The organism is Streptomyces sp. NBC_01003, assembly GCF_045162695.1.
Classification (GTDB): Bacteria; Actinomycetota; Actinomycetes; order Streptomycetales; family Streptomycetaceae; genus Streptomyces.
The window spans coordinates 8,459,688-8,480,048 of sequence record NZ_CP108707.1; the positions used below are offsets into that span (position 1 = coordinate 8,459,688).

The following is a 20,361-nucleotide window of genomic DNA, read 5'->3' on the forward strand; positions in this document are numbered from 1 at the left end:
TTACGTGCGTTCACTGTCCGGTGGGGGGTGCGCTCCGGCGATCCCGGCGATGAAATCCAGCGAGTCCCCGGGCGAAAGGGCGTGGATCCGAAGGGTGTCAAAGGCGTCCGTGTACGCCTTGAGGTCTTCTTTCCGCTCGAGGTAGAGGCTACTCGTCAAATGGTCGAGAACTACTACGTCCAGATCAGAAGTGTTCGGAAATGAGAACACAACGAAAGGGCCGGTTAGGCCGACATGCTCCCCCGCGGCGAACGGCAATACCTGTAGCCGCACATGGGGAAGCTTCGCCACGGCGGCGAGATGGCGCAGCTGCTCCGCCATCACCCGGGGACCGCCCACGGGCCGGCGCAGCACTGCCTCGTCGAGTACCGCGCTGAGCCGCAGCGGCGACGCCGAACGCAGCACGTCCTGTCGGGCGATCCGCACCTCGACCAGGGCGTCGACCTGCCCGTCCGGCAGCCCGTCGAGCGCGGCCCTGGTCACCGCACGCGCGTAGTCGGGCGTCTGGAGGAGGCCCGGCACGACGGACGTCTCGACCGTCCTGACCCGGCACGCCTGCGACTCCAGGCTGATGAAGTCCCGGTAGGCGGGCGGCAGGAGACCCCGGTAGGCGTGCCACCAGTGCTGGCCGCCGTCGTCCCCCGACCCGGCCAGCGCGACCAGCAGGTCCCGTATGCCGGGGTCCGTGACCTCGAACGCGTCGAGCAGGAGGCGTACGTCCGACGCTTTCACGCCGCTGCGGCCTGTCTCGATACGGCTCACTTTCGACTGGTGCCAGCCGACGAGCCGGGCCGTCTCGCCACTGGTGAGCCCCGCGCGGGCGCGCAGCGCGCGCAGCTCCGCGCCGAGCCTGCGGCGGCGCACCGCCGGACCGTGTTTCATTCTCTCTCCTCGGACCTGCGGCCCGGCTCCTTCCGGCCCGGCGGATCGTGTTCCGAGCCGACGGTAGAGGAAGCCGGCGGCGTACACCCAAATGCGGTCCACCGACACAGAGTTCACCGCTTCGAGCGACAGATATATGCATATCTCGGGGGATCGGCTCCACTGTCGGAGCGGGAGTGGCAGTCTGGCGCGAAGCACCAGTCCGGGGGTTGCCTCGAGTCATCCGCCATGTGTCGGATTCAGGCCCCGGCGAAAAAAGGGACGACGTGGCCATGGCAGATCACCAGGAAGCATCCGTCACTCTGCCGAGCGATCCTGCCTCGGTCTCCTCGGCCCGCACATATGTCGGCGACGTACTCGCCGAATGGGGCATGCCGCGCGACGCGGAAACAGCAGACACGGTCCGGCTCATCGTCTCCGAACTCGCCACGAACGCCGTGATGCACACCCGCGGGCAGTCGCCGGTCTTCACAGTCGACGTGCAGCTGGAGCGCGACGAACACCTGCGCATCGGCGTCACGGACAGCCACCCGCGCTACCCGAAGCGGCTGCCCGCCGCCGTCCAGCAGGACAACGGGCGCGGCATGGTGATCATCCGCTGTCTGACCGCCGAGTGCGGCGGAAGCCTGTCGGTCAGGCCCACCGCCGAGGGCGGCAAGACCGTGTGGATCGCCCTGCCGTGGACGGTCCCTGTCCAGTCGGTGTGAAGGCCGGCGGTGGTGGCGCGGCTACGGGGACGGGGTGTCCGTCCCCTCCTGTGCCCGCGTGAGTGAGCGCCGCACCAGACGCGGCAGTACGCCCCACAGGCCCGCACAGACCGCGAACGTGCCCGCCCCAGCCGCGATGCCCGCCGCCCGGCCCGCGGTGACGTCCACGACGAGCAGCACGGACCCGGTCAGGGCGAGCATCAGAACGCCCAGGCCGGCCGCGGCGAGCCGCGAGGACACCTGCACGATCTGGGGCTTGGCACCCCGCCCGAACAGCTCGCGGTGCAGCGCCGCGGGCGCCGTGAACAGCGCGGCGGCGAGCACCGCGAGCAGCAGTGTCGCGATGTACGTCGCGCGCTGCACGCCGTCCAGCGTCGGGAACCTTGGAGTGAACGCCAGCGTCAGCAGGAACGCGAAGAGGATCTGCACGCCCGTCTGGGTGACTCTCAGCTCCTGGAGCAGCTCGCCGAAGTTCCGGTCCGCGCGCTCCAGCGGCGTCTCGTGCCGGTCCTGCCCCACGCTCCTTGGACCTGAGTTGCGTGGGGCGTCCTCGTCGCCGGCCGGTCGGTCCTCGTCCATACGACCACGAGTACCCCATCGCGCGGTTCCGAGACGGCCGGGGCAGGCGCGTGCACCTGGTGACGACTGACGGGCCCCCAGGTCCCCGAGGACCCGTCAGGTGGCGCTACCGCACGCGCCCGTACCAGACGCTCTTCGTCCAGATCCGCTGGAGCCGTACCACGTCACCGGTCTTCGGCGAGTGCCAGATCTTTCCCTTCCCGGCGTAGATGCCGACGTGGTAGACGCCGCGGCCTGAATGGAAGAAGACCAGGTCACCGCGTTTGCGATGGGACGCGGAGACATGGCGGGTCTTGTTGTACTGCTGGGCGGCGGTACGGGGCAGCCTCTTGCCCACACGCTTGAACGAGTAGGCCGTCAGGCCCGAGCAGTCGAACCTGTGCGGTCCTGAGGCGCCCCACTGGTAGGGGCTTCCCTTCCTCGAGGCCGCGATCTGGAGGGCCTTCGTCGCAGGCGGCGAGGCCTCCGCTTCGGGCGTGGCTCCTGGGACCAGCAGGCTGCCGCCCGCTACGGCGAGCGTGAGGGCCGAGGCGGTGCCGGCCCGGGTCAGCAGCGACGGGACACGATTGAGCGCAGTCATGCGCAACCCTTCGTCAGCCGCCTGTGAAGGATGACCTGTCGGATTCGGGCTGGCGAAGTTGCCCGGCCGCGAAGTGCGGCTTCACCCCAAGGGCCGGCCCGGAAAACAGCTCCGGCGGCCCGTCGTGCTTGGGTCCTCCACTCCTGCCGATCCACTTCTGTCGACCTGGCATCCGTACGGCGGCAGGACTCGGCGTCCGCACGGACCGCCCCGCCGCGGCGGCGGGGGCTTGTCGTCGGAAGGGATCTTCACGCACAAACGGCGCGAACGCAGAGCCGAATCGGCGTTGTGTGAGTGTCCTCACGAGTGATCCAATCGGGTGGACAGCACACTTCTCCCCCCCGGTGCGGGGGTCCCAACGAGCCCCGCACCAGCAGCGGAAGGCGGAATTCCCGACTTCGCGTAGGCGTTCCGCGCAACTTTTCCGGTTCGCATGTGCGAGTACCGGCTACGCCGTATGTGGGTACCTCTTCTGGTCCGTTTCGACCCCGGCCCGGACGGTTCGGATCGATCGCTTCGGTCTTGAACGGGCCGTCAATTGACCGACTCCGGCGGCACTGTGACCCGTTGTGACCTCCTTTCTCCGTCCAGGACCCGCAAAGCCCGAGCCAGCGTCGTCGCGTGGAGCTCGGTCTCGCCTCGCTGATGCATGAGCGTCAGGGCGTCCCTGAGCGCCGTCGCCCCGCCGACGAGCGCTTGCGCGGCCCGCAGTCCGCCATACGTGTGGTCGCTCCTGGCCGGGTTGATCCTTCCGAGCAGGTCGACCACTTCCAGATAGCGGTCGAGGAGTTCGCACTCGGCGCGCGTCAGCGCGGGCAGCGGGGGCAGCTCGGGCGGCAGCATCGCCGGGTCACCTGGCGCCGTGGGCCGAACCGGACAGCTTGCGGTTCTCGATGACCCGGTCCACGAGCCCGTACTCCACGGCGTCCTGGGCCCGAAAGATCTTGTCCCGCTCGATGTCGGCGCCGATGCGCTCTCGGCTCTGCCCGGTGTGCCGCGCGAGCAGTTCCTCCAGCTGGGCGCGCATGCGCACCAGTTCACGGGCCTGGATCTCCAGGTCGGTCGGCTGGCCCTGTGCGGGCTCGGGCAGCCCCGGCTGATGGATCACCACACGCGCGCCGGGCAGCATGGCCCGCTTCCCCGGCGTCCCGGCGGCCAGGAGTACGGCGGCGGCGGAGGCAGCCTGCCCGAGGCACACGGTCTCGACCTCGCAGCTGACGAACCGGATCGTGTCGTAGATCGCCGTCATCGCGCTGAACGAGCCGCCGGGGGAGTTGATGTACAGCGAGACGTCCCGGTCCGGCGCGGCGTACTCGAGGTGCATGAACTGCGCCATCACATCGTTCGCGGAGGTGTCGTCGATCGGTGTCCCCAGGAAGACGATCCGCTCCTCCAAGAGCTTGGAGTAAGGATCGAGCGTGCGGTGCCCGGCCGAGGTGCGCTCGGTGAACTCGGGCAGGACGTAGCGGGCGGAAGGTCGGTTCATGGCACATGCCTCCGTGAGCGCGGAACTCTGTCGCTGCTTCTGTAAAAAATGTACAGGACGTACGGATCGCGGAGTAGGGCCAGGCTCCGAGAAACGCGAAGAAGGGGGCCGGCCCGCGCCCGATGCGCGTGGCCGGCCCCCTCTCCGTGCTTCTGGGGCGTGGCTACCGGTCGCCGTCGTCCGTCCTGGACAGGCGCAGCGCGAGGTGTTGCAGGAGGTCGGCGCTCTTGATGTCGGTCCTGCCCGAGTCATGCACCTCGGCGAGCTCGGAGAAGAGGAAGGCGAACGCGCCCACCAGGGAGATCGTCACCGGCATCAGCGCCGCGATGGTCGCCTCAGCCGCCTCCTCCACGCTCGATTCCGCCGGGATCTCGATGGAGGGGAACGCCTCTGTCACCAGGCGCCCGAGCTGGGCGTCCTCGGTCTCGATGTCGGGCTCAGCATCCTTGCTGAGCCTGCGCACCATTTCCTGGGTCTCGGTCAGGACGCCGATTGCGCGCAGGATGATCTCGCTCTGTTCCATGCGCGGAGCCTAGGCGGACGGCGCCCCGCCGCGGGCGCTGTTCCGGGCGGGGCTTCGTCGGATCCGCGCAAGCAGCCATGCAGCACGAACAGTTGACACGTCGACGTCAGGCCCAGCCACTGACAACGGCGGCGCCCCCAACCGTCCCGCTCGGGCCGCCGTCCCACCTGCGGGTTGCCGTGCGCTCACGGACCGTGTCCGCACCGGGGGCCGGTCTAAGCTGGAGGACATGGCCTACGAGATTCCGGTGACGCAAGCCCGCGCTGAGCTCGCCGATCTGATCAACCGCGTCGTGTACGGCGGTGAACGCGTCGTCGTGACCCGGCACGGCAAGCCGCTCGTCGCGCTGGTCTCCGCCGCCGATCTCGAGCGACTCGAGGCACTGGGGGAGCCGGGGGACGAGCGGGTGATCAGCTCCGTCTCCGGCATCGGCCCGACCTCGCCCACCGGCGGCGACCGCCACCGCTTCGGCATCGCCGCGGAACACCGGGGGCCGGAGGTCAGGTAAGTCGGCGGATCCAGCAGGTCTGGCAGATCCAGCCGATCCGGCAGGTCGGGCAAATCTGGCCGGTCCGCCACGTCCATTACGTCTCGCAGGCCTCAAGAGGCGCCCGGATCAAGCGACTTGGGTGACTGTCCCGGGGCAGGAAATGGCCGTGCGCCCCCGTCCGCTACAGCGGGGACGCACGGCTGTCATGAGGGAGCGCGGCGTCAGCCGACCGCCACCGCTTCCCGCGCCGCGGTCTCCCCGGCCCCTTCACCGGCGCCCCGCTCCTTGCGCAGCCCGCCCAGCAGTACGCAGACGAGCCCGAGCCCTGCCCAGGCCGCCAGCGTGATGGCGGGCGTCATGGCCCGCGCCCCGTCGAAGTACGAGACCGAGCGCAGTAGCGTTCCACCCGCGCCCGGCGGCAGGAACTGGCCGATGCGGCCGACCGGTTCGGGCAGCAGCTGCGGCGCCGACGACACCCCCGAGAACGGGTTGCCGAGCAGCACCATCAGGAGCGAGCCCACCCCGATCCCCGCCGGGCCGAACAGCGCGGAGAGCCCGGCCACGGTGCCGCCCACGGCCAGCGCGGAGAGGCCCAACACCCCTGCTTCGGCCCACCAGTTGCCCGTGAGCACCCCGAGCCAGCTGTGCGTGAGCGCCGCTGCCACGACGCCGACGAGCGAGGCCGCCGCCACGAGCGCACCCGCCGCCCGCCACCCGCGCAGCCCGAGCAGCGTCACCACGGCGCCGCCGGCCACGCCCGCGATCGCCAGCGGCAGCACGCTCGAACTCAGCACCGCCCCGCGCGGATCCCCGGCCGGTGCGGCGACCACGTCGACCGTCGGCACCTGCGTGCCCTTCGGCGTCTCGGCGGTCACGGCCTGCTGGAGCAACTGCGCCACGACGGGGCTCGCCGCCGTCGCGGTGAGGAGCTTCGGGCCCTGGGCAGTCGCCACCACCGCTCCGTAGACGGTCCGGTCCGCGATCGCCGCGCACGCCGCCGCCTCATCGGCATACCGGTGAATCTCGAACGCGCCTTTGTGGGACCGCAGTTGCTGCTCGACGGGTGCTGCGGCGGCCGCCGGTCCCGCGACGCCGAGCGGGAGATCCCGGGGCGCGGTTCTGGCCCCGGGCCAGGCGAACGCCCACAGCGCGAGGGCGACGAGCATCGGCACGAGCAGGGCGACCGCGGCCATCCTGCGCGCCGGAGACGGCGGGGCCGGGGTGGCGGTCGGGCTGGACATGGCTTCCTCCGGGAGGAGCGGGAGCTTATAGCGAAGGATCGTTCGTTTTACTGGCGGCCACTGTCCCGGCGTGGTCGCCTCTTGTCAAGAATGAATGTTCGTTTTACTTTGTGGCCATGGCTCGTGTATCCCAGGAACACCTGGACGCCCGTCGTCGGCAGATCCTCGACGGTGCGACCCTCTGCTTCGCGCTCAACGGCTTCCACGCCACGTCCATGCAGGACGTGCTGAAGTCGGTCAACCTCTCCGCGGGCGCGGTGTACCGCTACTTCAGCGGCAAGGAGGAGCTGATCGGGGCCATCGTCACCGAGGTGCTCGACGAGATACGGGGTGTCTTCGAGTCGGCCGGCGCCGAGAGCCCGCCCGCGCTGCCGGACGTGCTGGTGGGGAGGGTTCTGAGCAGGATCCTCGGGATGCGGCCGGGGCTCACGCACGAGGGCGTGTCCGTCTTCCCGCGGCTGATGGTTCAGGTGTGGACGGAGACCCTGCGCAACGACGAGCTCTCCCGGGTGATGCGCGAGGCGTACGTCGGCGTGCGCGCGGCCTGGGTGAAGATCGTCGAGGGGTATCAGGCCGCGGGGATGATGCGCGCCGACATCCCCGCCGACGACGTCGCCCGGGTCATGATCGCCACGGCGCAGGGATTCGCCGCGCAGCAGGCCCTGTTCGGGGAGGTTCACGTCCCTGTCGAAACTTTGCAGAACGGCCTGCGGGCCCTGATGAGTATGGGCGAGGTCGGCTGACAGTCATGGGCGGGTCAATGGGTGGTTAACCTCGTTGAAACTCCCCCCGATTAGCCTGCACCGCACGTCATCAGGGGCTTTTGTAACCGGGATGCACAAGATCGTGTGCATTTCTTGTATGTTACATCTATATCCGCCGCGGTGGCCGCGGCAGCCGGATCCCGCGCGGTCCGGAGCGAGGGACTTGTGAGGTGAGCTGTGCAACTGACCCCGCACGAGCAGGAAAGACTGCTCATTCATGTGGCAGCCGACGTGGCCGAGAAGCGTCGGAGCCGGGGTCTGAAACTCAACCATCCCGAGGCGATCGCTCTCGTCACGTCGCACATTCTCGAAGGTGCACGTGACGGCCGGTCCGTGGCCGAACTCATGTCGTCGGGTCGCAAGGTGCTCACCCGCGACGACGTGATGGAGGGCATCCCCGAGATGATCCACGACGTGCAGGTCGAGGCGACCTTCCCCGACGGCACCAAGCTCGTCACCGTCCACGATCCAATCGTCTGACGGGGGGAGCGCTTCCATGATTCCCGGAGAGATCCTCTTCGCGGACGAGCCCGTCGTGTTCAACGAGGGCCGCGAGGTCACCCGTCTGACCGTGCTCAACGCCGCCGACCGGCCTGTCCAGGTCGGCTCCCACTACCACTTCGCCGAGGCCAATCCCGGTCTGGAGTTCGACCGTGCCGCAGCGCACGGTCTGCGACTCAACGTCGCCGCAGGGACCGCCGTGCGCTTCGAGCCCGGAATCCCTGTCGACATCGAACTCGTGCCCCTGGCCGGCCGGCGCATCGTGCCGGGCCTGCGGGGCCGGACCGGAGGTGCCCTCGATGGCTGAACTCTCCCGCGCCGCCTACGCCGACCTGTTCGGCCCCACCACCGGCGACCGCATCCGCCTCGCGGACACCGACCTGCTGATCGAGATCGAGGAGGACCGCTCCGGCGGCCCCGGACTCTCCGGTGACGAGTCCGTGTTCGGCGGCGGCAAGGTGATCCGCGAGTCCATGGGGCAGTCACGCGCTACGCGCGCAGACGGCGCTCCCGACACCGTCATCACCGGCGCCGTGATCATCGACCACTGGGGCATCGTCAAGGCCGACATCGGCATCCGGGACGGCCGGATCACCGCGATCGGCAAGTCCGGCAACCCCGACACGATGGACGGCATCCACCCCGACCTCGTGATCGGCCCCGAGACCGAGATCCTCGCCGGCAACGGCAAGATCGTCACCGCGGGCGCCATCGACACCCACATCCACTTCATCTCGCCGACCATCGTCGACGAGGCGCTCGCCTCCGGTGTCACCACGCTGATCGGCGGAGGCACCGGCCCGGCGGAGGGCTCCAAGGCGACCACGATCACCCCTGGTTCGTGGCACCTCGCCCGCATGTTCGAGGCGATGGAGTCGAGCCCGGTCAACATCGGCTTCCTCGGCAAGGGCAACACCACGTCCGCCGAGTCCATGTACGCCCAACTGCGCGGCGGCGCCGTCAGCTTCAAGATCCACGAGGACTGGGGCGCGACCCCCGCCGTCATCGACGCCTGCCTGAACGTCTGCGAGGACACCGGCGCGCAGCTCGCCGTCCACACGGACACCCTGAACGAGGCGGGCTTCGTCGACGCCACCTTCGACGCCGTGGCCGGCCGCACCCTGCACGCCTTCCACGTCGAGGGCGCGGGCGGCGGACACGCGCCCGACATGATCACGGCCGTCTCGCTGCCCAACATGCTGCCGAGCTCGACCAACCCGACGCGGCCGCACACCGTCAACACCGTCGAGGAACACCTCGACATGCTGATGGTCTGCCACCACCTCAACCCGGCTGTCCCCGAGGACCTGGCCTTCGCCGAGTCCCGGATCCGGCCCACCACCATCGCGGCCGAGGACATCCTCCACGACATCGGCGCCATCTCGATCATGTCCTCGGACTCCCAGGCGATGGGCCGCATCGGCGAGGTCGTCCTGCGGACCTGGCAGACCGCGCACGTCATGAAGCGCCGCCGCGGCCAACTCCCCGGCGACACCCGCGCCGACAACCGGCGCGCCCGTCGCTATGTCGCCAAATACACGATCAACGCGGCCGTCGCACAGGGCATCGACCACGAGATCGGCTCCGTCGAGACCGGCAAGCTCGCCGACCTCGTGCTCTGGGACCCCCAGTTCTTCGGCGTCAAGCCGCAGCTCGTCATCAAGGGCGGCCAGATCGCGTACGCTCAAATGGGTGACGCCAACGCGTCCATCCCCACGCCGCAGCCCGTCCTGCCCCGCCCCATGTTCGGCGCCCACGGCAGGGCCCCCGCCTCGAACTCGTTCTTCTACGTGACGCAGACCGCCCTCGACGACGGGCTGCCCGAACGCCTCGGCCTGGACAGGAAGTTCGTGCCGATCCGCTCGACGCGGGGACGCACGAAGGCGGACATGCGGGAGAACGACGCGCTGCCGCGGGTCGAGGTCGCCCCCGACAGCTTCGCCGTCACCATCGACGGCGAACTCGTCGAACCCGCACCCGCGGCCGAACTGCCGCTCGCCCAGCGGTACTTCCTGTTCTGACGGGCCGAGAAGAAGAGATATGACACGAGCCGCACTACTCGTCCTGGCCGACGGCCGCTTCCCCGCCGGTGGGCATGCCCACTCCGGCGGGGCGGAGGCCGCCGTCAAGGCGGGACGCATCACGGGCGCGGCGAGCCTGGAGGACTTCTGCCGGGGCCGTCTGCACACCACGGGACTGGTGTCGGCGTCCCTGGCGGCGGCCGCCGCGCTCGGCATCGATCCGGTCACCCTGGATGAGGCCGCCGACGCCCGTACACCGTCACCCGCCCTGCGCACCGCGGCGCGCAGGCTCGGCAGACAGCTCATGCGCGCCGCGCGCGCGGCCTGGCCGCATCCCGAACTCGACGCGCTCGCCCGTCGGTTCCCCAAGGGGGCCCACCAGCCGGTGGTCCTCGGCCTCACCGCCCGGGCCGCGGGCCTCGGAGCCGCCGACGCCGCCTACTGCTCCGCGTACGAGAGCGTCAGCGGGCCCGCCACCGCGACGGTCCGGCTGCTCAGCCTCGATCCCTTCGACGCGACGGCGGGGCTCGCGCGCCTCGCGGACGACATCGACCGTGTCGCGACGGCGGCCGCCGAGGCGGCGGCACGAGCCGTCACCGAAGGGACGGATTCATTGCCCGCGGCGTCCGCGCCGCTGCTGGAGGTGGGGGCCGAGGCCCACGCGGCCTGGGCTGTGCGCCTGTTCGCGTCCTAGGAAACGCGACGCTGCGGACACGCCTCAGGGCGCTCTGCCTCCCCACTGAACGATTGGAGTAACACCATGCACCTCGACCACTCGCACGACGGCCCCGCCGCGGTCAGCGCCGACGCCCGCCGCCCCGACGGCACCCGCCGCGCCGTTCGCATCGGCCTCGGTGGCCCCGTCGGATCCGGCAAGACCGCCACCGTCGCGGCGCTCTGCCGCGCGCTGCGCGACGAGCTGTCTCTCGCCGTCGTGACGAACGACATCTACACGCGCGAGGACGCCGAGTTCCTGCTCCGCGAGGCCGTGCTGCCGCCCGAGCGCATCACCGCCGTGGAGACGGGTGCCTGCCCGCACACCGCCATCCGCGACGACATCTCCGCCAACCTGGAGGCCGTGGAGGACCTGGAGGACGAGGTCGGGCCGCTCGACCTGATCCTCGTCGAGTCCGGCGGCGACAACCTCACGGCCACGTTCTCGCGCGGCCTCGTCGACGCGCAGATCTTCGTCATCGACGTCGCCGGCGGCGACGACATCCCGCGCAAGGGCGGCCCCGGCGTCACCACCGCCGACCTGCTCGTCATCAACAAGACGGACCTCGCCCCCCACGTCGGCTCCGACCTCGCCCGGATGTCCGCCGACGCCAAGGAACAGCGCGCCGAACTCCCCGTCGTCCTCCAGTCCCTGCGCTCCGCCGACGGTGTGCGTGACGTCGCCGACTGGGTGCGCGCACAGCTCACCGCGTGGACGGCATGACCGCAGGCGTACGCTCCACGGCCCGCATCACGGCGAGCGACGACGGCCGCGGCGGCACCTGCCTCCCCGTCCTCGACGGAGAGGGCTCCCTGGCCCTGCGCCGCATCCGCTCGACCGGTCCCGACGCGCGCGTCATGCTCGTCGGCGCCATGAGCGGGCCGCTCGGCGGCGACCACATGAGTGTCGAGGCACACGTGACGGCCGGTGCCCGCCTGCGCATCGGGTCCGTCGCCGCGACGATCGCCCTGCCCGGCCAGGCCAAGGGCGAGGCGCGCTACGACGTCCGCCTCACGGTCGACGACGGGGCCGAACTGCACTGGCTGCCCGAGCAGTTGATCTCGGCGTGCGAGAGTGACCTGCGGGTCACCACGCGGGCCGAACTCGCTCCCGGCGCCCGGCTCGTGCTGCGTGAGGAACAGGTGCTCGGCCGCACTGCCGAGGAGCCCGGTCGGCTCACCAGCCGGCTCACCGTCCACCGCGCGGGCCGCCCCCTGCTCGACCAGGAGCTGGCCTGCGGCCCCGGCGCGCCCGGCGGCTGGGACGGCCCCGCCGTGCTCGCGGGACACCGGGCAGTCGGTCAACTCGTGGTCGTAAGGCCCGAGTTCGAGAAGGGCAGGCCGTCGCCCGCGCTGCTCGGCGAGAACGCCGCGCTGACGCCGCTCGCCGGGCCCGCCGTGCTGGTCACGGCCCTCGCGTCCGACGCGCTGCGGCTGCGCGGAACGCTCGACGACGCCCTGCGCCGCCTGTCCTGAGCGACGGCCCAAGGGGCCCGGCCGGTCCGAACCAAACGACCGTAGGGGCCCATTCCGCTCACCGGGACGAGTTATACCGTTTATCGGATTGGTAAAGAACGTCAACCGTCCCTGTTGTCAGGGGCGGTGCAGGCGCAAGGATCCCCGTACTGATCGAGAACCCGATCGAAGTAATGATCGAATCGATGTACGGAGGCCTCAGTTGAGACGGACTCGACTTACCAGTCGAAGCAGCCGGACGGCGGTGATCGGCTCCGCCGGAACCCTGGTGGCGGCGACCCTGATTGCGGGAGCCATGGCGGCGCCCGTCGCCAGCGCGGACTCCCGGAGCGGCCAGGACCGTGAGGCCCGCGGTGCGGCCGTCGCGGCGGCCCGTGCCGCCAAGGCCGGCATCGACTGGAAGGACTGCCCCGCCGACTGGGGCATAGCCAAGCCCATCCAGTGCGGCTGGGTGACGGTGCCGCTCGACTACGCGAAGCCGTACGGCAAGCAGATCAAGCTCGCCGTCGACCGCATCGGCTCCACCGGCACCAAGGACGAGCGCCAGGGCGCCCTCGTCTACAACCCGGGCGGCCCCGGCGGCTCCGGCATGCGCTTCCCGACGCGCGTGACCACCAAGAACCCGCTCTGGACGAAGACTTCGAAGGCGTACGACTTCGTGGGCTTCGACCCGCGCGGCGTCGGCCACTCCGCGCCGATCTCCTGCATAGACCCGCAGGAGTACGTGAAGGCCCCCAAGGCCGACCCGGTCCCCGACTCCGAGGCCGACAAGCTCGGCCAGCGCAAGCTCGCCAAGGAGTACGCGGACGGCTGCGCCGAGCGCAGCGGCGACATGCTGCCGCAGATGACCACGCCGAACACCGCGCGCGACCTTGACGTCATCCGCGCCGCCCTCGGCGAGAAGAAGCTCAACTACCTGGGCGTCTCCTACGGCACGTACCTGGGCGCCGTCTACGGCACGCTCTTCCCGGGCCACGTCCGCCGCATGGTCGTCGACAGCGTCGTCGACCCGTCGCGCGACAACATCTGGTACGAGGCCAACCTCGGCCAGGACGTCGCCTTCCAGGGCCGCTGGAACGACTGGACCTCGTGGGTGGCCAAGAACGACGCCTCCTTCCACCTCGGTGACACGCAGGCCAAGGTCGAGGCCCAGTGGCTGAAGCTGCGCGCCGCCGCCAAGAAGAACCCCATCGGCGGCGTCGTCGGCCCCGCCGAGCTGATCGCCTTCTTCCAGAGCGCCCCGTACTACGACTCGTCGTGGGTGCCGGTCGCGCAGGTGTGGAGCAAGTACGTCGCCGGCGACACCCAGGCGCTCGTCGACGCCGCGGCCCCCGACATGTCGGACACCGCGGGCAACGCCGCGTCGGAGAACGGCAACGCGGTCTACACCGCCGTCGAGTGTGCCGACGCCAAGTGGCCCACCAGCTGGAAGAAGTGGGACCGCGACAACACGCGTCTGCACAAGGACTATCCGTTCATGACGTGGGCGAACGCGTGGATGAACCTGCCGTGCGCCACCTGGCCCACCAAGCAGCAGACCCCCGTGAACGTGAAGACCGGCAAGGGCCTGCCCGCCGTCCTGATCGTCCAGTCCACCCGCGACGCGGCCACCCCCTACAGGGGCGCCGTCGAGCTGCACCAGCGCTTCAAGGGCTCGCGCCTGATCACCGAGAAGGACGCGGGCTCCCACGGTGTCACCGGCCTGACCAACCCGTGCATCAACGACCGGGTCGACACCTACCTGCTCACCGGCAAGACGGACAGCAAGGATGTGACGTGCGCCCCGCACGCCACGCCCAAGCCGTAACCACCGTCCCGCGGTGAACACGTGATGGCCCGGCCTCCCCGAGAGGCCGGGCCATCGTCGTGCCGTCGCTGCCGGGCGCTCGATCCGGCCCGGGCTCAGCTCAGCGGCATCCGCGGGAACTTGCGGGCCTTGTCCTTGGCCGCTTCGGCCTCGGCCTTGACGTCGGCCGCGTACTTGTCGACGTACTCCTGGCCGGACAGGCCGAGGATCGCGTAGATGATCTCGTCGGTGACCGCGCGGAGGATCGCCTTCTCGCCGTCCATGCCCGCGTAGCGCGAGAAGTCCAGGGGCTCGCCGAAGCGGATCGTCACGCGGTGGAGGTTCGGGATGACCTGGCCGGGCGGCTGCGCCTCGAACGTGCCGATCATCGCGCAGGGGATCACCGGGACCTGCGCCTTGAGCGCCATCGCGGCCACGCCGACCTTGCCCTTGTAGAGCCGCCCGTCGTGCGAGCGCGTGCCCTCCGGGTAGATGCCGAGCAGCTCGCCCTTGCTCAGCACGCCGAGGCCCTCGCGGATCGCGGCCTGGCCCGCCGCTTTGCCGGAGCGGTCCACGGGGATCTGTCCGGCGCTGCGGAAGAACGCGGCGGTCAGCCGGCCCCTGATGCCGGGCCCTGTGAAGTACTCCGCCTTCGCCAGGAACGTGATGCGCCGCTTCAGGATGGCCGGCATCAGGAAGTGGTCCGAGAACGACAGGTGATTGCCCGCGACGATCGCCGCGCCCGACTCCGGCACATGGTCGAGCCCTTCGATCCGGGGCCGGAACGCCAGCCGCAGCAGTGGGCCCAGAATCACGTACTTGAGCAGTCGGTAGAACATGCTGGGCCGCCTTCCCCGTGGATCCAGATGCGTGCGCACAGTAACCAATCGTCGGCCCGCGCGCGAGAGCCCGTTCGGACCTCGCCGGGCCTCCGACCGGGGGACCGCACCGCGCGTCCGCTTGGCGGCCGCCCGGGACAGGGAGTCCCCTGGCCTCCGTTCGTCCCGCACCTTCACCGGAGGTCCCGTGATGCGTCCGCTCGTTCTCGCCGCCGCAGCCCTCACCGCCCTCGCCGCGGCCGGCCCCGCCCGCGCCACCGCCACCGACCCGCCCGCGCCCCAGGGGCTCTTCCTCACCGTCTCCGGAGATCAGGGCTCGTGGATGCGCGGTGAGCTGCTGCGCTGCGAGCCGGGGGCGTCCGGGCACCATCCCCACGCGTCGGAGGCGTGCGTCGCACTCGACGGGGCGCAGGGGGATCTGGACGCGCTGAACCAGGAACCGGAGATGTGCACCCAGGTCTACGCTCCGGTCACCGTGAGCGCGAGCGGCACGTACCGCGGCAAGAAGATCACCTGGCACAAGACGTTCGCCAACGCGTGCACGATGAACGCGTCGACCGGCTCCGTCTTCCGCTTCTGACGCGCGGGACCCGCTCTCGCGCGGCACCGGGCCATGCGTCGTCAGGTGCTGCGCGACGCGGCCATCCCGAGGGTGAGCAGACCGAGCACGACCCAGCCGAACCACAGCCAGCCGTTGCTCCCGAGCGCCACCGTATAGGCCGTCACCGCGACGAGGGCGCCGACGGTGAGCACCCCCATCGTCTTCATCGATCCGGGCATGGCCCGCCTCCTCCCGGCAACCCGGACGGCGCAGCGCCCGGACCACGGCTGAACACCATGGTCACCCCTCAGGGGCGCCGGGCGCTACCGGCCGCGCGTGTTCAGTGAGGCGAGATACGCGTTGTACGCGACAAGCTCCTGGTCACCGTCGCGGTCCGCGGCCCGGTCCTTGCGGCGCGCCTGCCGGTCCTCGGACTTCTTCCACTGGAAGAGCAGCGCGAGCAGCACGAGCACCGAGGGCACCTCGCTGAACGCCCAGGCGATGCCGCCCGCCGCCGTCTGGTCCGCCAGGGCGTCGATTCCGAGCGAGGCCGGCGGGTGCTCGTACGTGCCGATCATCGGCCCGGACGCCATCATCAGAGCGATGCCGAAGAACGCGTGGAAGGGCATGCCCGCGAAGAGCTCCAGCATCCGCATCACATAGCCGGGGCGGTGCGGGCCCGGGTCCACGCCCATGATCGGCCAGAAGAAGACCAGGCCGACGGCGAGGAAGTGAACCATCATGCCGATGTGCCCGACCTTCGAACCCATCAGGGTGTCGAAGATCGGCGTGAAGTAGAGCGCGTACAGGCTCGCGATGAACAGCGGGATCGTGAACGCGGGATGCGTGATGATCCGCATGTACCGGCTGTGCAGCAGCAGCAGGAGCAGCTCGCGCGGCCCCTTCGAGCCGCGCCGCGCCACCGGCATGGCCCGCAGGGCGAGCGTGATCGGCGCGCCCATCAGGAGCAGGATCGGCGACAGCATGCTGATCACCATGTGCTGCACCATGTGCACGGAGAACATGACCATGCCGTAGTCGTTCAGCTTGGTGCACATCACCAGCATCACGGTCAGCACGCCGATGACGAACGACAGCGTGCGGCCCACCTGCCAGCTGTCACCGCGCCGTGCGAGCCGCACGACACCCCAGCCGTACAGGCCGAGCGCCACCAGGCACCCGATCAGGAAGAAGGGGTCCGCCGACCATGCGAGGCCTCGCCCCAGCGTGAACGGCGGCAGATCCATGTTCATGCCGTGCCCGCTGTGATCCATCCGCCGGCTCCTGATTGGTACTGGTTATGGGCTGTCTGTCCGCACCAGAGTAGAACTGCCCCCGGTCGCGGTCGCGACCGGGGGCAGACTCTTCAAGAGCGAACTACAGAACACACTCCGCCTCGGCGTACCGCTCCTGCGGAACCGTCTTCAGCGTCTCGACGGCCTCGGCGAGCGACACCATCACGATGTCCGTGCCGCGCAGCGCCGTCATCATGCCGAACTCGCCGCGGTGCACGGCCTCGACGGCGTGCCAGCCGAAGCGCGTGGCGAGCACACGGTCGTACGCGGTGGGGGTGCCGCCGCGCTGCACGTGACCGAGGATCACCGGGCGGGCCTCCTTGCCGAGGCGCTGCTCCAGCTCGCCGGAGAGCCGCGTGGCGATGCCCGCGAAGCGCTCGTGGCCGTACATGTCCTTGACGCCCTCGTCGAACTCCATGGAGCCGGGGGCGGGCTTGGCGCCCTCGGCGGCCACGACGATGGCGAACTTCTTGCCCGCGGAGAACCGCTCGCCGACCTTCGCGGCCAGCTCCTCGATGTCGAAGGGGCGCTCCGGCACGACGATGGCGTGGGCGCCGGCGGCCATGCCCGAGTGCAGCGCGATCCAGCCGGTGTGACGGCCCATGACCTCGACGATCAGGACGCGCTGGTGGGACTCGGCGGTCGTCTTGAGGCGGTCGAGCGCCTCGGTCGCGACGCCGACGGCCGTGTCGAAGCCGAAGGTGACGTCCGTGACGGCGATGTCGTTGTCGATCGTCTTCGGTACGCCGACGATCGGGAGGCCGCTGTCGGACAGGAGGCGGGCCGCCTTCAGCGTGCCCTCTCCGCCGATCGGGATGATCGCGTCAAGACCCAGATCCGCGACATGGCCCTTGGCCCGCTCCACGCCGTCGCGCAGATGCGCGGGCTGGACCCGCGACGAGCCGAGGATCGTGCCGCCGCGGGCGAGGATGCCGCCCACCGCGTCCAGGTCGAGCTTGCGGTAGTCGCACTCCAGCAGGCCCTTCCAGCCGTCGTGGAAGCCGATGACCTCGTCGCCGTGGTCGACGACGGCACGGTGCACGACCGAACGAATCACGGCGTTCAGGCCGGGGCAGTCGCCGCCGGAGGTGAGGACACCAATACGCATAGCCCGAGAACCTTTGCAAAGTGGGCCGATGACCGGACCACTTTGTCCGGCTGGATCCCCGCCACCCTACCGGCGGGAGGGGGCGGGGCCGCACCTGACGTCCGCCTGCTGGACTGACCCGCTCACTTGTGCGGGACAGCGATCAGGCGGGCTGCTGAGCCGACGCGATCCGCTCGTTGCGCAGCGCCTCGTACCAGCGGTCGTCGACCGGCGGCAGCGCGTTGACATCGAGGGCCAGCTTCAGGAGCAGGTCCGCGATCAGCGGGTTGCGGGCGAGGACGGGGCCGTGCATGTACGTGCCGAACACGGTGTCGTTGAACGCGCCCTCCGTGCCGTCACCCGTGCCGTTGCCCTTGCCGATCTGCACGCGCGCGAAGGGCCGCGCCGACGGGCCGAGGTGCGTGATGCCCTGGTGGTTCTCGAAGCCCGTCAGCGGGGGGAGCCCCAACTGCGGGTCGATGTCGCCCAGTACGTCGCCGACGCACCGCTCGCCCTCACCACGCGTGGACACCACGTCGAGCAGGCCGAGGCCCTGCTCGCGCTCGCCCAGGTCGTTGATGAACTCGTGGCCGAGGATCTGGTAACCGGCGCAGACCGAGAAGACGATCGCGCCGTTGGCCACGGCGCGCTGGAGACCGCCGTCACGCCGAAGCCGCTCCGCGGCGAGACGCTGCGGCCGGTCCTCACCGCCGCCGATCAGATAGATGTCGCCGGAGGTGGGCACCGGCTGGTCGCTGCGCACGTCGATCCGGTGCACGTCGAGGCGGCGCTGGCGGGCGCGGCGCTCCACGACGAGGGCGTTGCCCTGGTCGCCGTACGTGCTCAGGAGGTCGGGGTAGACCCAGACCAGACGAAGGCCGTTGTCGCTCATGCTCATGAATCCTCTGCGGGGTCTCAGTTGCCGACGCGGCGGCGGACGTCCTGGAACGCGGTGTAGTTGGCGATCAGTTCGATCCGCCCGGGCGGGGCGGACTGCACCGCCTCGTCGACGCTCTCGCAGACCCGGAAGTCCAGGCCGGCGACCTCGAGCCGCACGGCGAGGTCGAGCCTGCGGTCGCCGATCACGAAGATCGGGTGACCGGCCAGACGTGTGTAGTCGACGTCCCACAGCCAGGAGGTGTCGGTGCCGTCGGCGCCGCGTGCGTTGACCGAAAGGATCACCGGGGTCGGCGGCGGGTCGATCAGGGAAAACGTTTCGAGCCAGCCCGCCGGGTTCTTCGCGAGCAGCAGACGCAGGTCGCGGCCGAGGAACTGCACGACGTCGTAGCGTCCCGCGACCGCCTGCACCTGGTACATGCGCTCGAGGGCCACCTGGGGCGGCACGCCGAAGCACGCGGCGACGGCGGCCGACGAGGTCGCGTTCGCCTTGTTGGCGCGGCCGGGGAGCTGGAGGTGGATCGGCCAGGCCGAGCCGTGCGGGTCGAGGACGTAGTCGCCCTGGAGCGCCCAGCTGGGCGTCGGACGGCGGAAGCCGCACTCGCCGCAGTACCAGTCGTCGCCGGGGCGCTGCATCACGCCGCCGCACGACGGGCAGGACCACGCGTCGTCCTTCCACTCCTGGCCGGCGGCGACCCACACCACGTTCGGCGAGGAGGACGCGGCCCAGACGACCAGCGGGTCGTCCGCGTTCGCGATCACGATCGCCTTCGAACCGGCCAGGCCCTCACGCCACTTCTCGGCGAGCATGCGGGTCTCGGCGGCGCGGTCGAGCTGGTCGCGCGAGAGGTTGAGCAGCGCGATCGCCTTGGGGGCGGTGTCGCGGGCGACACCCGCCAGATACTTCTCGTCGACCTCGATCACGCCGAACTTCGCGTCCGAGCCGCCGGCGAGTGCCGAGGTGATGCCCGCGGGCATGTTCGCGCCGAGCGCGTTCGACACGACGGGGCCGCTGGCGCGCAGGGCCTCCGCGATCAGCCGCGTGGTGGTGGTCTTTCCGTTCGTCGCCGAGACGAGCACCACGTCCAGATGCTGCGCAAGCCGCCCGAGCAGCTCGGGGTCGAGCCTGAGCGCGACCTTGCCGCCGATCACCGATCCGCTGCCGCGGCCCGCCGCGCGGGACACCGCCGCGGCCGCCTTGCCCGCCGTGACGGCCAGCTTGGCCCGCGGAGTCAGCGGCTCCGAGTTGCCTGACATCGTTCTGGATCCTCCTTGCGTACGGCGCCGCGCCTGCCCCCGGCATCGCTTGGTGGAGTCAGCCTATCGAGATCCACCTTTGAGCCCGAACCGCGGCACCACCCCGGATCCGGGGCTCGCCCTGACCGTACCCTTACGGCCATGCGACACGGCTCGATCCCGGGCGCCTCCGGGCACGTACGTCCCCTGACCCTGCTCGGTGATCCCGTGCTGCACACGCCCTGCGAGGAGGTGACAGATTTCGGGCCCTCGCTCGGCCGCCTAGTGGAGGACCTGTTCGCGACGATGTACGCCGCCCAGGGCGTGGGCCTCGCGGCGAACCAGATCGGCGAGTCCGTGCGGGTGTTCGTGTACGACTGCCCCGACGACGAGGACGTCCGTCACCTCGGGCACATCGTGAACCCGCGCCTCGTCGACGCGGACGGGGTGGTCGTGCGTGGCCCGGAGGGCTGTCTGTCGCTGCCGGGCCTGGAGGCGGGCACGCCCCGCTTCGACCATGCCCGCGTCGAGGGCGTGGACCTGCGGGGCGAACCTCTGGTCGTGCACGGCACGGGCTGGTTCGCCCGCTGCCTCCAGCACGAGTGCGACCACCTGGAGGGGCGGGTCTACACGGACCACGTCACGGGGTGGCGCCGCCGCAGGGTCCTGCGCCAGGCGGCGCGGGCCCCCTGGGCGACCGACGCGGCGTCCTGAGG

Annotated in this window: 25 protein-coding genes and 1 riboswitch; of the genes, 12 read left to right on the forward strand and 13 right to left on the reverse strand. The window is 70.5% G+C overall.

Annotated elements, in window-relative coordinates:
• Nucleotides 1-882 carry a helix-turn-helix transcriptional regulator gene (locus tag OG698_RS38660; RefSeq protein ID WP_356279965.1) on the reverse strand — a complete coding sequence of 294 codons (882 nt, stop codon included), beginning with the start codon at nucleotides 880-882 and terminating at the stop codon, nucleotides 1-3.
• 272 nt (nucleotides 883-1,154) lie between these two features.
• Here OG698_RS38660 and OG698_RS38665 point away from each other — a divergent pair, with 272 nt between their 5' ends.
• A complete protein-coding gene (locus tag OG698_RS38665) occupies nucleotides 1,155-1,589 on the forward strand; it encodes an ATP-binding protein (protein ID WP_406108642.1) in 435 nt (144 codons plus the stop codon).
• 21 nt (nucleotides 1,590-1,610) lie between these two features.
• On the opposite strand, the gene OG698_RS38670 is transcribed toward OG698_RS38665, so the two are convergent.
• From OG698_RS38670 to OG698_RS38690, 5 genes are all read right to left on the reverse strand, one after another.
• On the reverse strand, nucleotides 1,611-2,168 hold the full coding sequence (locus tag OG698_RS38670) for a DUF6328 family protein (RefSeq protein WP_406108644.1): 558 nt from the start codon (nucleotides 2,166-2,168) through the stop codon (nucleotides 1,611-1,613).
• Between the two features lie 106 nt (nucleotides 2,169-2,274).
• Nucleotides 2,275-2,748: a C40 family peptidase gene (locus OG698_RS38675; protein WP_406108646.1), complete on the reverse strand. Its 474-nt coding sequence runs from the start codon at nucleotides 2,746-2,748 to the stop codon at nucleotides 2,275-2,277.
• Nucleotides 2,749-2,751: 3 nt separating this feature from the next.
• A riboswitch (cyclic di-AMP (ydaO/yuaA leader) is annotated at nucleotides 2,752-2,953 on the reverse strand.
• 329 nt (nucleotides 2,954-3,282) lie between these two features.
• Nucleotides 3,283-3,591, reverse strand: coding sequence for a hypothetical protein (locus tag OG698_RS38680; RefSeq protein ID WP_399975497.1), 309 nt, complete (start codon nucleotides 3,589-3,591; stop codon nucleotides 3,283-3,285).
• 7 nt (nucleotides 3,592-3,598) lie between these two features.
• Nucleotides 3,599-4,234 (reverse strand): ATP-dependent Clp protease proteolytic subunit, encoded by a 636-nt coding sequence (locus tag OG698_RS38685; RefSeq protein WP_406108648.1) that lies wholly within the window; start codon nucleotides 4,232-4,234, stop codon nucleotides 3,599-3,601.
• A gap of 163 nt (nucleotides 4,235-4,397) precedes the next feature.
• Nucleotides 4,398-4,757 carry a hypothetical protein gene (locus OG698_RS38690; RefSeq protein WP_326776897.1) on the reverse strand — a complete coding sequence of 120 codons (360 nt, stop codon included), beginning with the start codon at nucleotides 4,755-4,757 and terminating at the stop codon, nucleotides 4,398-4,400.
• A 229-nt stretch (nucleotides 4,758-4,986) separates the two neighbouring features.
• Here OG698_RS38690 and OG698_RS38695 point away from each other — a divergent pair, with 229 nt between their 5' ends.
• On the forward strand, nucleotides 4,987-5,265 hold the full coding sequence (locus tag OG698_RS38695) for a type II toxin-antitoxin system Phd/YefM family antitoxin (RefSeq protein ID WP_406108650.1): 279 nt from the start codon (nucleotides 4,987-4,989) through the stop codon (nucleotides 5,263-5,265).
• Between the two features lie 203 nt (nucleotides 5,266-5,468).
• Here OG698_RS38695 and OG698_RS38700 read toward each other — a convergent pair whose 3' ends face one another.
• Nucleotides 5,469-6,488 (reverse strand): ABC transporter permease, encoded by a 1,020-nt coding sequence (locus tag OG698_RS38700; RefSeq protein WP_406108652.1) that lies wholly within the window; start codon nucleotides 6,486-6,488, stop codon nucleotides 5,469-5,471.
• 116 nt (nucleotides 6,489-6,604) lie between these two features.
• Between OG698_RS38700 and OG698_RS38705 the strand changes: the two genes are divergently transcribed.
• The 8 genes from OG698_RS38705 (at nucleotide 6,605) to OG698_RS38740 (ending at nucleotide 13,771) form a co-directional block, all read left to right on the forward strand.
• The gene (locus tag OG698_RS38705; protein ID WP_406108654.1) at nucleotides 6,605-7,231 is read left to right on the forward strand and encodes a TetR/AcrR family transcriptional regulator; all 627 of its coding nucleotides are present in this window, start codon (nucleotides 6,605-6,607) and stop codon (nucleotides 7,229-7,231) included.
• 198 nt (nucleotides 7,232-7,429) lie between these two features.
• Nucleotides 7,430-7,732: an urease subunit gamma gene (locus tag OG698_RS38710; protein WP_383084142.1), complete on the forward strand. Its 303-nt coding sequence runs from the start codon at nucleotides 7,430-7,432 to the stop codon at nucleotides 7,730-7,732.
• A gap of 16 nt (nucleotides 7,733-7,748) precedes the next feature.
• The gene (locus tag OG698_RS38715; protein WP_227293444.1) at nucleotides 7,749-8,060 is read left to right on the forward strand and encodes an urease subunit beta; all 312 of its coding nucleotides are present in this window, start codon (nucleotides 7,749-7,751) and stop codon (nucleotides 8,058-8,060) included.
• Nucleotides 8,053-9,774, forward strand: coding sequence for an urease subunit alpha (locus tag OG698_RS38720; protein ID WP_406108657.1), 1,722 nt, complete (start codon nucleotides 8,053-8,055; stop codon nucleotides 9,772-9,774). The genes OG698_RS38715 and OG698_RS38720 overlap by 8 nt, the downstream gene beginning before the upstream one ends.
• Before the next feature lie 19 nt (nucleotides 9,775-9,793).
• A complete protein-coding gene (locus OG698_RS38725) occupies nucleotides 9,794-10,468 on the forward strand; it encodes an urease accessory protein UreF (protein WP_406108659.1) in 675 nt (224 codons plus the stop codon).
• A 66-nt stretch (nucleotides 10,469-10,534) separates the two neighbouring features.
• Entirely contained in the window at nucleotides 10,535-11,212 is a 678-nt protein-coding gene (gene ureG, locus OG698_RS38730) for an urease accessory protein UreG (protein ID WP_383084136.1), read from the forward strand.
• Nucleotides 11,209-11,964, forward strand: coding sequence for an urease accessory protein UreD (locus OG698_RS38735; RefSeq protein ID WP_406108661.1), 756 nt, complete (start codon nucleotides 11,209-11,211; stop codon nucleotides 11,962-11,964). The genes ureG and OG698_RS38735 overlap by 4 nt, the downstream gene beginning before the upstream one ends.
• 295 nt (nucleotides 11,965-12,259) lie before the next feature.
• The gene (locus tag OG698_RS38740; RefSeq protein ID WP_406111530.1) at nucleotides 12,260-13,771 is read left to right on the forward strand and encodes an alpha/beta hydrolase; all 1,512 of its coding nucleotides are present in this window, start codon (nucleotides 12,260-12,262) and stop codon (nucleotides 13,769-13,771) included.
• A gap of 95 nt (nucleotides 13,772-13,866) precedes the next feature.
• Here the strand turns inward: OG698_RS38740 and OG698_RS38745 are convergent, their stop codons facing one another.
• Nucleotides 13,867-14,589 carry a lysophospholipid acyltransferase family protein gene (locus OG698_RS38745; RefSeq protein WP_399975473.1) on the reverse strand — a complete coding sequence of 241 codons (723 nt, stop codon included), beginning with the start codon at nucleotides 14,587-14,589 and terminating at the stop codon, nucleotides 13,867-13,869.
• Nucleotides 14,590-14,779: 190 nt separating this feature from the next.
• Between OG698_RS38745 and OG698_RS38750 the strand changes: the two genes are divergently transcribed.
• Nucleotides 14,780-15,169 carry an SSI family serine proteinase inhibitor gene (locus OG698_RS38750; RefSeq protein ID WP_406108663.1) on the forward strand — a complete coding sequence of 130 codons (390 nt, stop codon included), beginning with the start codon at nucleotides 14,780-14,782 and terminating at the stop codon, nucleotides 15,167-15,169.
• A gap of 41 nt (nucleotides 15,170-15,210) precedes the next feature.
• On the opposite strand, the gene OG698_RS38755 is transcribed toward OG698_RS38750, so the two are convergent.
• The 5 genes from OG698_RS38755 to OG698_RS38775 form a co-directional block, all read right to left on the reverse strand.
• Nucleotides 15,211-15,369, reverse strand: coding sequence for a hypothetical protein (locus tag OG698_RS38755; protein ID WP_100597532.1), 159 nt, complete (start codon nucleotides 15,367-15,369; stop codon nucleotides 15,211-15,213).
• 84 nt (nucleotides 15,370-15,453) lie between these two features.
• On the reverse strand, nucleotides 15,454-16,404 hold the full coding sequence (locus OG698_RS38760) for a cytochrome c oxidase assembly protein (protein WP_399975467.1): 951 nt from the start codon (nucleotides 16,402-16,404) through the stop codon (nucleotides 15,454-15,456).
• 103 nt (nucleotides 16,405-16,507) lie between these two features.
• Nucleotides 16,508-17,533, reverse strand: a complete 1,026-nt coding sequence (locus OG698_RS38765) for a 6-phosphofructokinase (protein ID WP_100597530.1) — start codon at nucleotides 17,531-17,533, stop codon at nucleotides 16,508-16,510.
• 142 nt (nucleotides 17,534-17,675) lie between these two features.
• Nucleotides 17,676-18,404, reverse strand: coding sequence for a type 1 glutamine amidotransferase (locus tag OG698_RS38770; protein ID WP_383084124.1), 729 nt, complete (start codon nucleotides 18,402-18,404; stop codon nucleotides 17,676-17,678).
• A gap of 23 nt (nucleotides 18,405-18,427) precedes the next feature.
• Nucleotides 18,428-19,666 (reverse strand): MurT ligase domain-containing protein, encoded by a 1,239-nt coding sequence (locus OG698_RS38775; protein WP_399975463.1) that lies wholly within the window; start codon nucleotides 19,664-19,666, stop codon nucleotides 18,428-18,430.
• A gap of 141 nt (nucleotides 19,667-19,807) precedes the next feature.
• On the opposite strand from OG698_RS38775, the gene def reads away from it, so the two are divergent.
• Nucleotides 19,808-20,359 (forward strand): peptide deformylase, encoded by a 552-nt coding sequence (def, locus tag OG698_RS38780; protein WP_406108666.1) that lies wholly within the window; start codon nucleotides 19,808-19,810, stop codon nucleotides 20,357-20,359.
• The last annotated feature ends 2 nt before the right edge of the window (nucleotides 20,360-20,361 follow it).

Bases quoted from the DNA above. Each gene is read 5' to 3' on its own strand.
- OG698_RS38660 (WP_356279965.1), bottom strand. From the start codon at position 882: ATGAAACACGGTCCGGCGGTGCGCCGCCGCAGGCTCGGCGCGGAGCTG.
- OG698_RS38665 (WP_406108642.1), top strand. From the start codon at position 1,155: ATGGCAGATCACCAGGAAGCATCCGTCACTCTGCCGAGCGATCCTGCC.
- OG698_RS38670 (WP_406108644.1), bottom strand. From the start codon at position 2,168: ATGGACGAGGACCGACCGGCCGGCGACGAGGACGCCCCACGCAACTCA.
- OG698_RS38675 (WP_406108646.1), bottom strand. From the start codon at position 2,748: ATGACTGCGCTCAATCGTGTCCCGTCGCTGCTGACCCGGGCCGGCACC.
- OG698_RS38680 (WP_399975497.1), bottom strand. From the start codon at position 3,591: ATGCTGCCGCCCGAGCTGCCCCCGCTGCCCGCGCTGACGCGCGCCGAG.
- OG698_RS38685 (WP_406108648.1), bottom strand. From the start codon at position 4,234: ATGAACCGACCTTCCGCCCGCTACGTCCTGCCCGAGTTCACCGAGCGC.
- OG698_RS38690 (WP_326776897.1), bottom strand. From the start codon at position 4,757: ATGGAACAGAGCGAGATCATCCTGCGCGCAATCGGCGTCCTGACCGAG.
- OG698_RS38695 (WP_406108650.1), top strand. From the start codon at position 4,987: ATGGCCTACGAGATTCCGGTGACGCAAGCCCGCGCTGAGCTCGCCGAT.
- OG698_RS38700 (WP_406108652.1), bottom strand. From the start codon at position 6,488: ATGTCCAGCCCGACCGCCACCCCGGCCCCGCCGTCTCCGGCGCGCAGG.
- OG698_RS38705 (WP_406108654.1), top strand. From the start codon at position 6,605: ATGGCTCGTGTATCCCAGGAACACCTGGACGCCCGTCGTCGGCAGATC.
- OG698_RS38715 (WP_227293444.1), top strand. From the start codon at position 7,749: ATGATTCCCGGAGAGATCCTCTTCGCGGACGAGCCCGTCGTGTTCAAC.
- OG698_RS38720 (WP_406108657.1), top strand. From the start codon at position 8,053: ATGGCTGAACTCTCCCGCGCCGCCTACGCCGACCTGTTCGGCCCCACC.
- OG698_RS38725 (WP_406108659.1), top strand. From the start codon at position 9,794: ATGACACGAGCCGCACTACTCGTCCTGGCCGACGGCCGCTTCCCCGCC.
- ureG (WP_383084136.1), top strand. From the start codon at position 10,535: ATGCACCTCGACCACTCGCACGACGGCCCCGCCGCGGTCAGCGCCGAC.
- OG698_RS38735 (WP_406108661.1), top strand. From the start codon at position 11,209: ATGACCGCAGGCGTACGCTCCACGGCCCGCATCACGGCGAGCGACGAC.
- OG698_RS38740 (WP_406111530.1), top strand. From the start codon at position 12,260: ATGGCGGCGCCCGTCGCCAGCGCGGACTCCCGGAGCGGCCAGGACCGT.
- OG698_RS38745 (WP_399975473.1), bottom strand. From the start codon at position 14,589: ATGTTCTACCGACTGCTCAAGTACGTGATTCTGGGCCCACTGCTGCGG.
- OG698_RS38750 (WP_406108663.1), top strand. From the start codon at position 14,780: ATGCGTCCGCTCGTTCTCGCCGCCGCAGCCCTCACCGCCCTCGCCGCG.
- OG698_RS38755 (WP_100597532.1), bottom strand. From the start codon at position 15,369: ATGCCCGGATCGATGAAGACGATGGGGGTGCTCACCGTCGGCGCCCTC.
- OG698_RS38760 (WP_399975467.1), bottom strand. From the start codon at position 16,404: ATGGATCACAGCGGGCACGGCATGAACATGGATCTGCCGCCGTTCACG.
- OG698_RS38765 (WP_100597530.1), bottom strand. From the start codon at position 17,533: ATGCGTATTGGTGTCCTCACCTCCGGCGGCGACTGCCCCGGCCTGAAC.
- OG698_RS38770 (WP_383084124.1), bottom strand. From the start codon at position 18,404: ATGAGCGACAACGGCCTTCGTCTGGTCTGGGTCTACCCCGACCTCCTG.
- OG698_RS38775 (WP_399975463.1), bottom strand. From the start codon at position 19,666: ATGTCAGGCAACTCGGAGCCGCTGACTCCGCGGGCCAAGCTGGCCGTC.
- def (WP_406108666.1), top strand. From the start codon at position 19,808: ATGCGACACGGCTCGATCCCGGGCGCCTCCGGGCACGTACGTCCCCTG.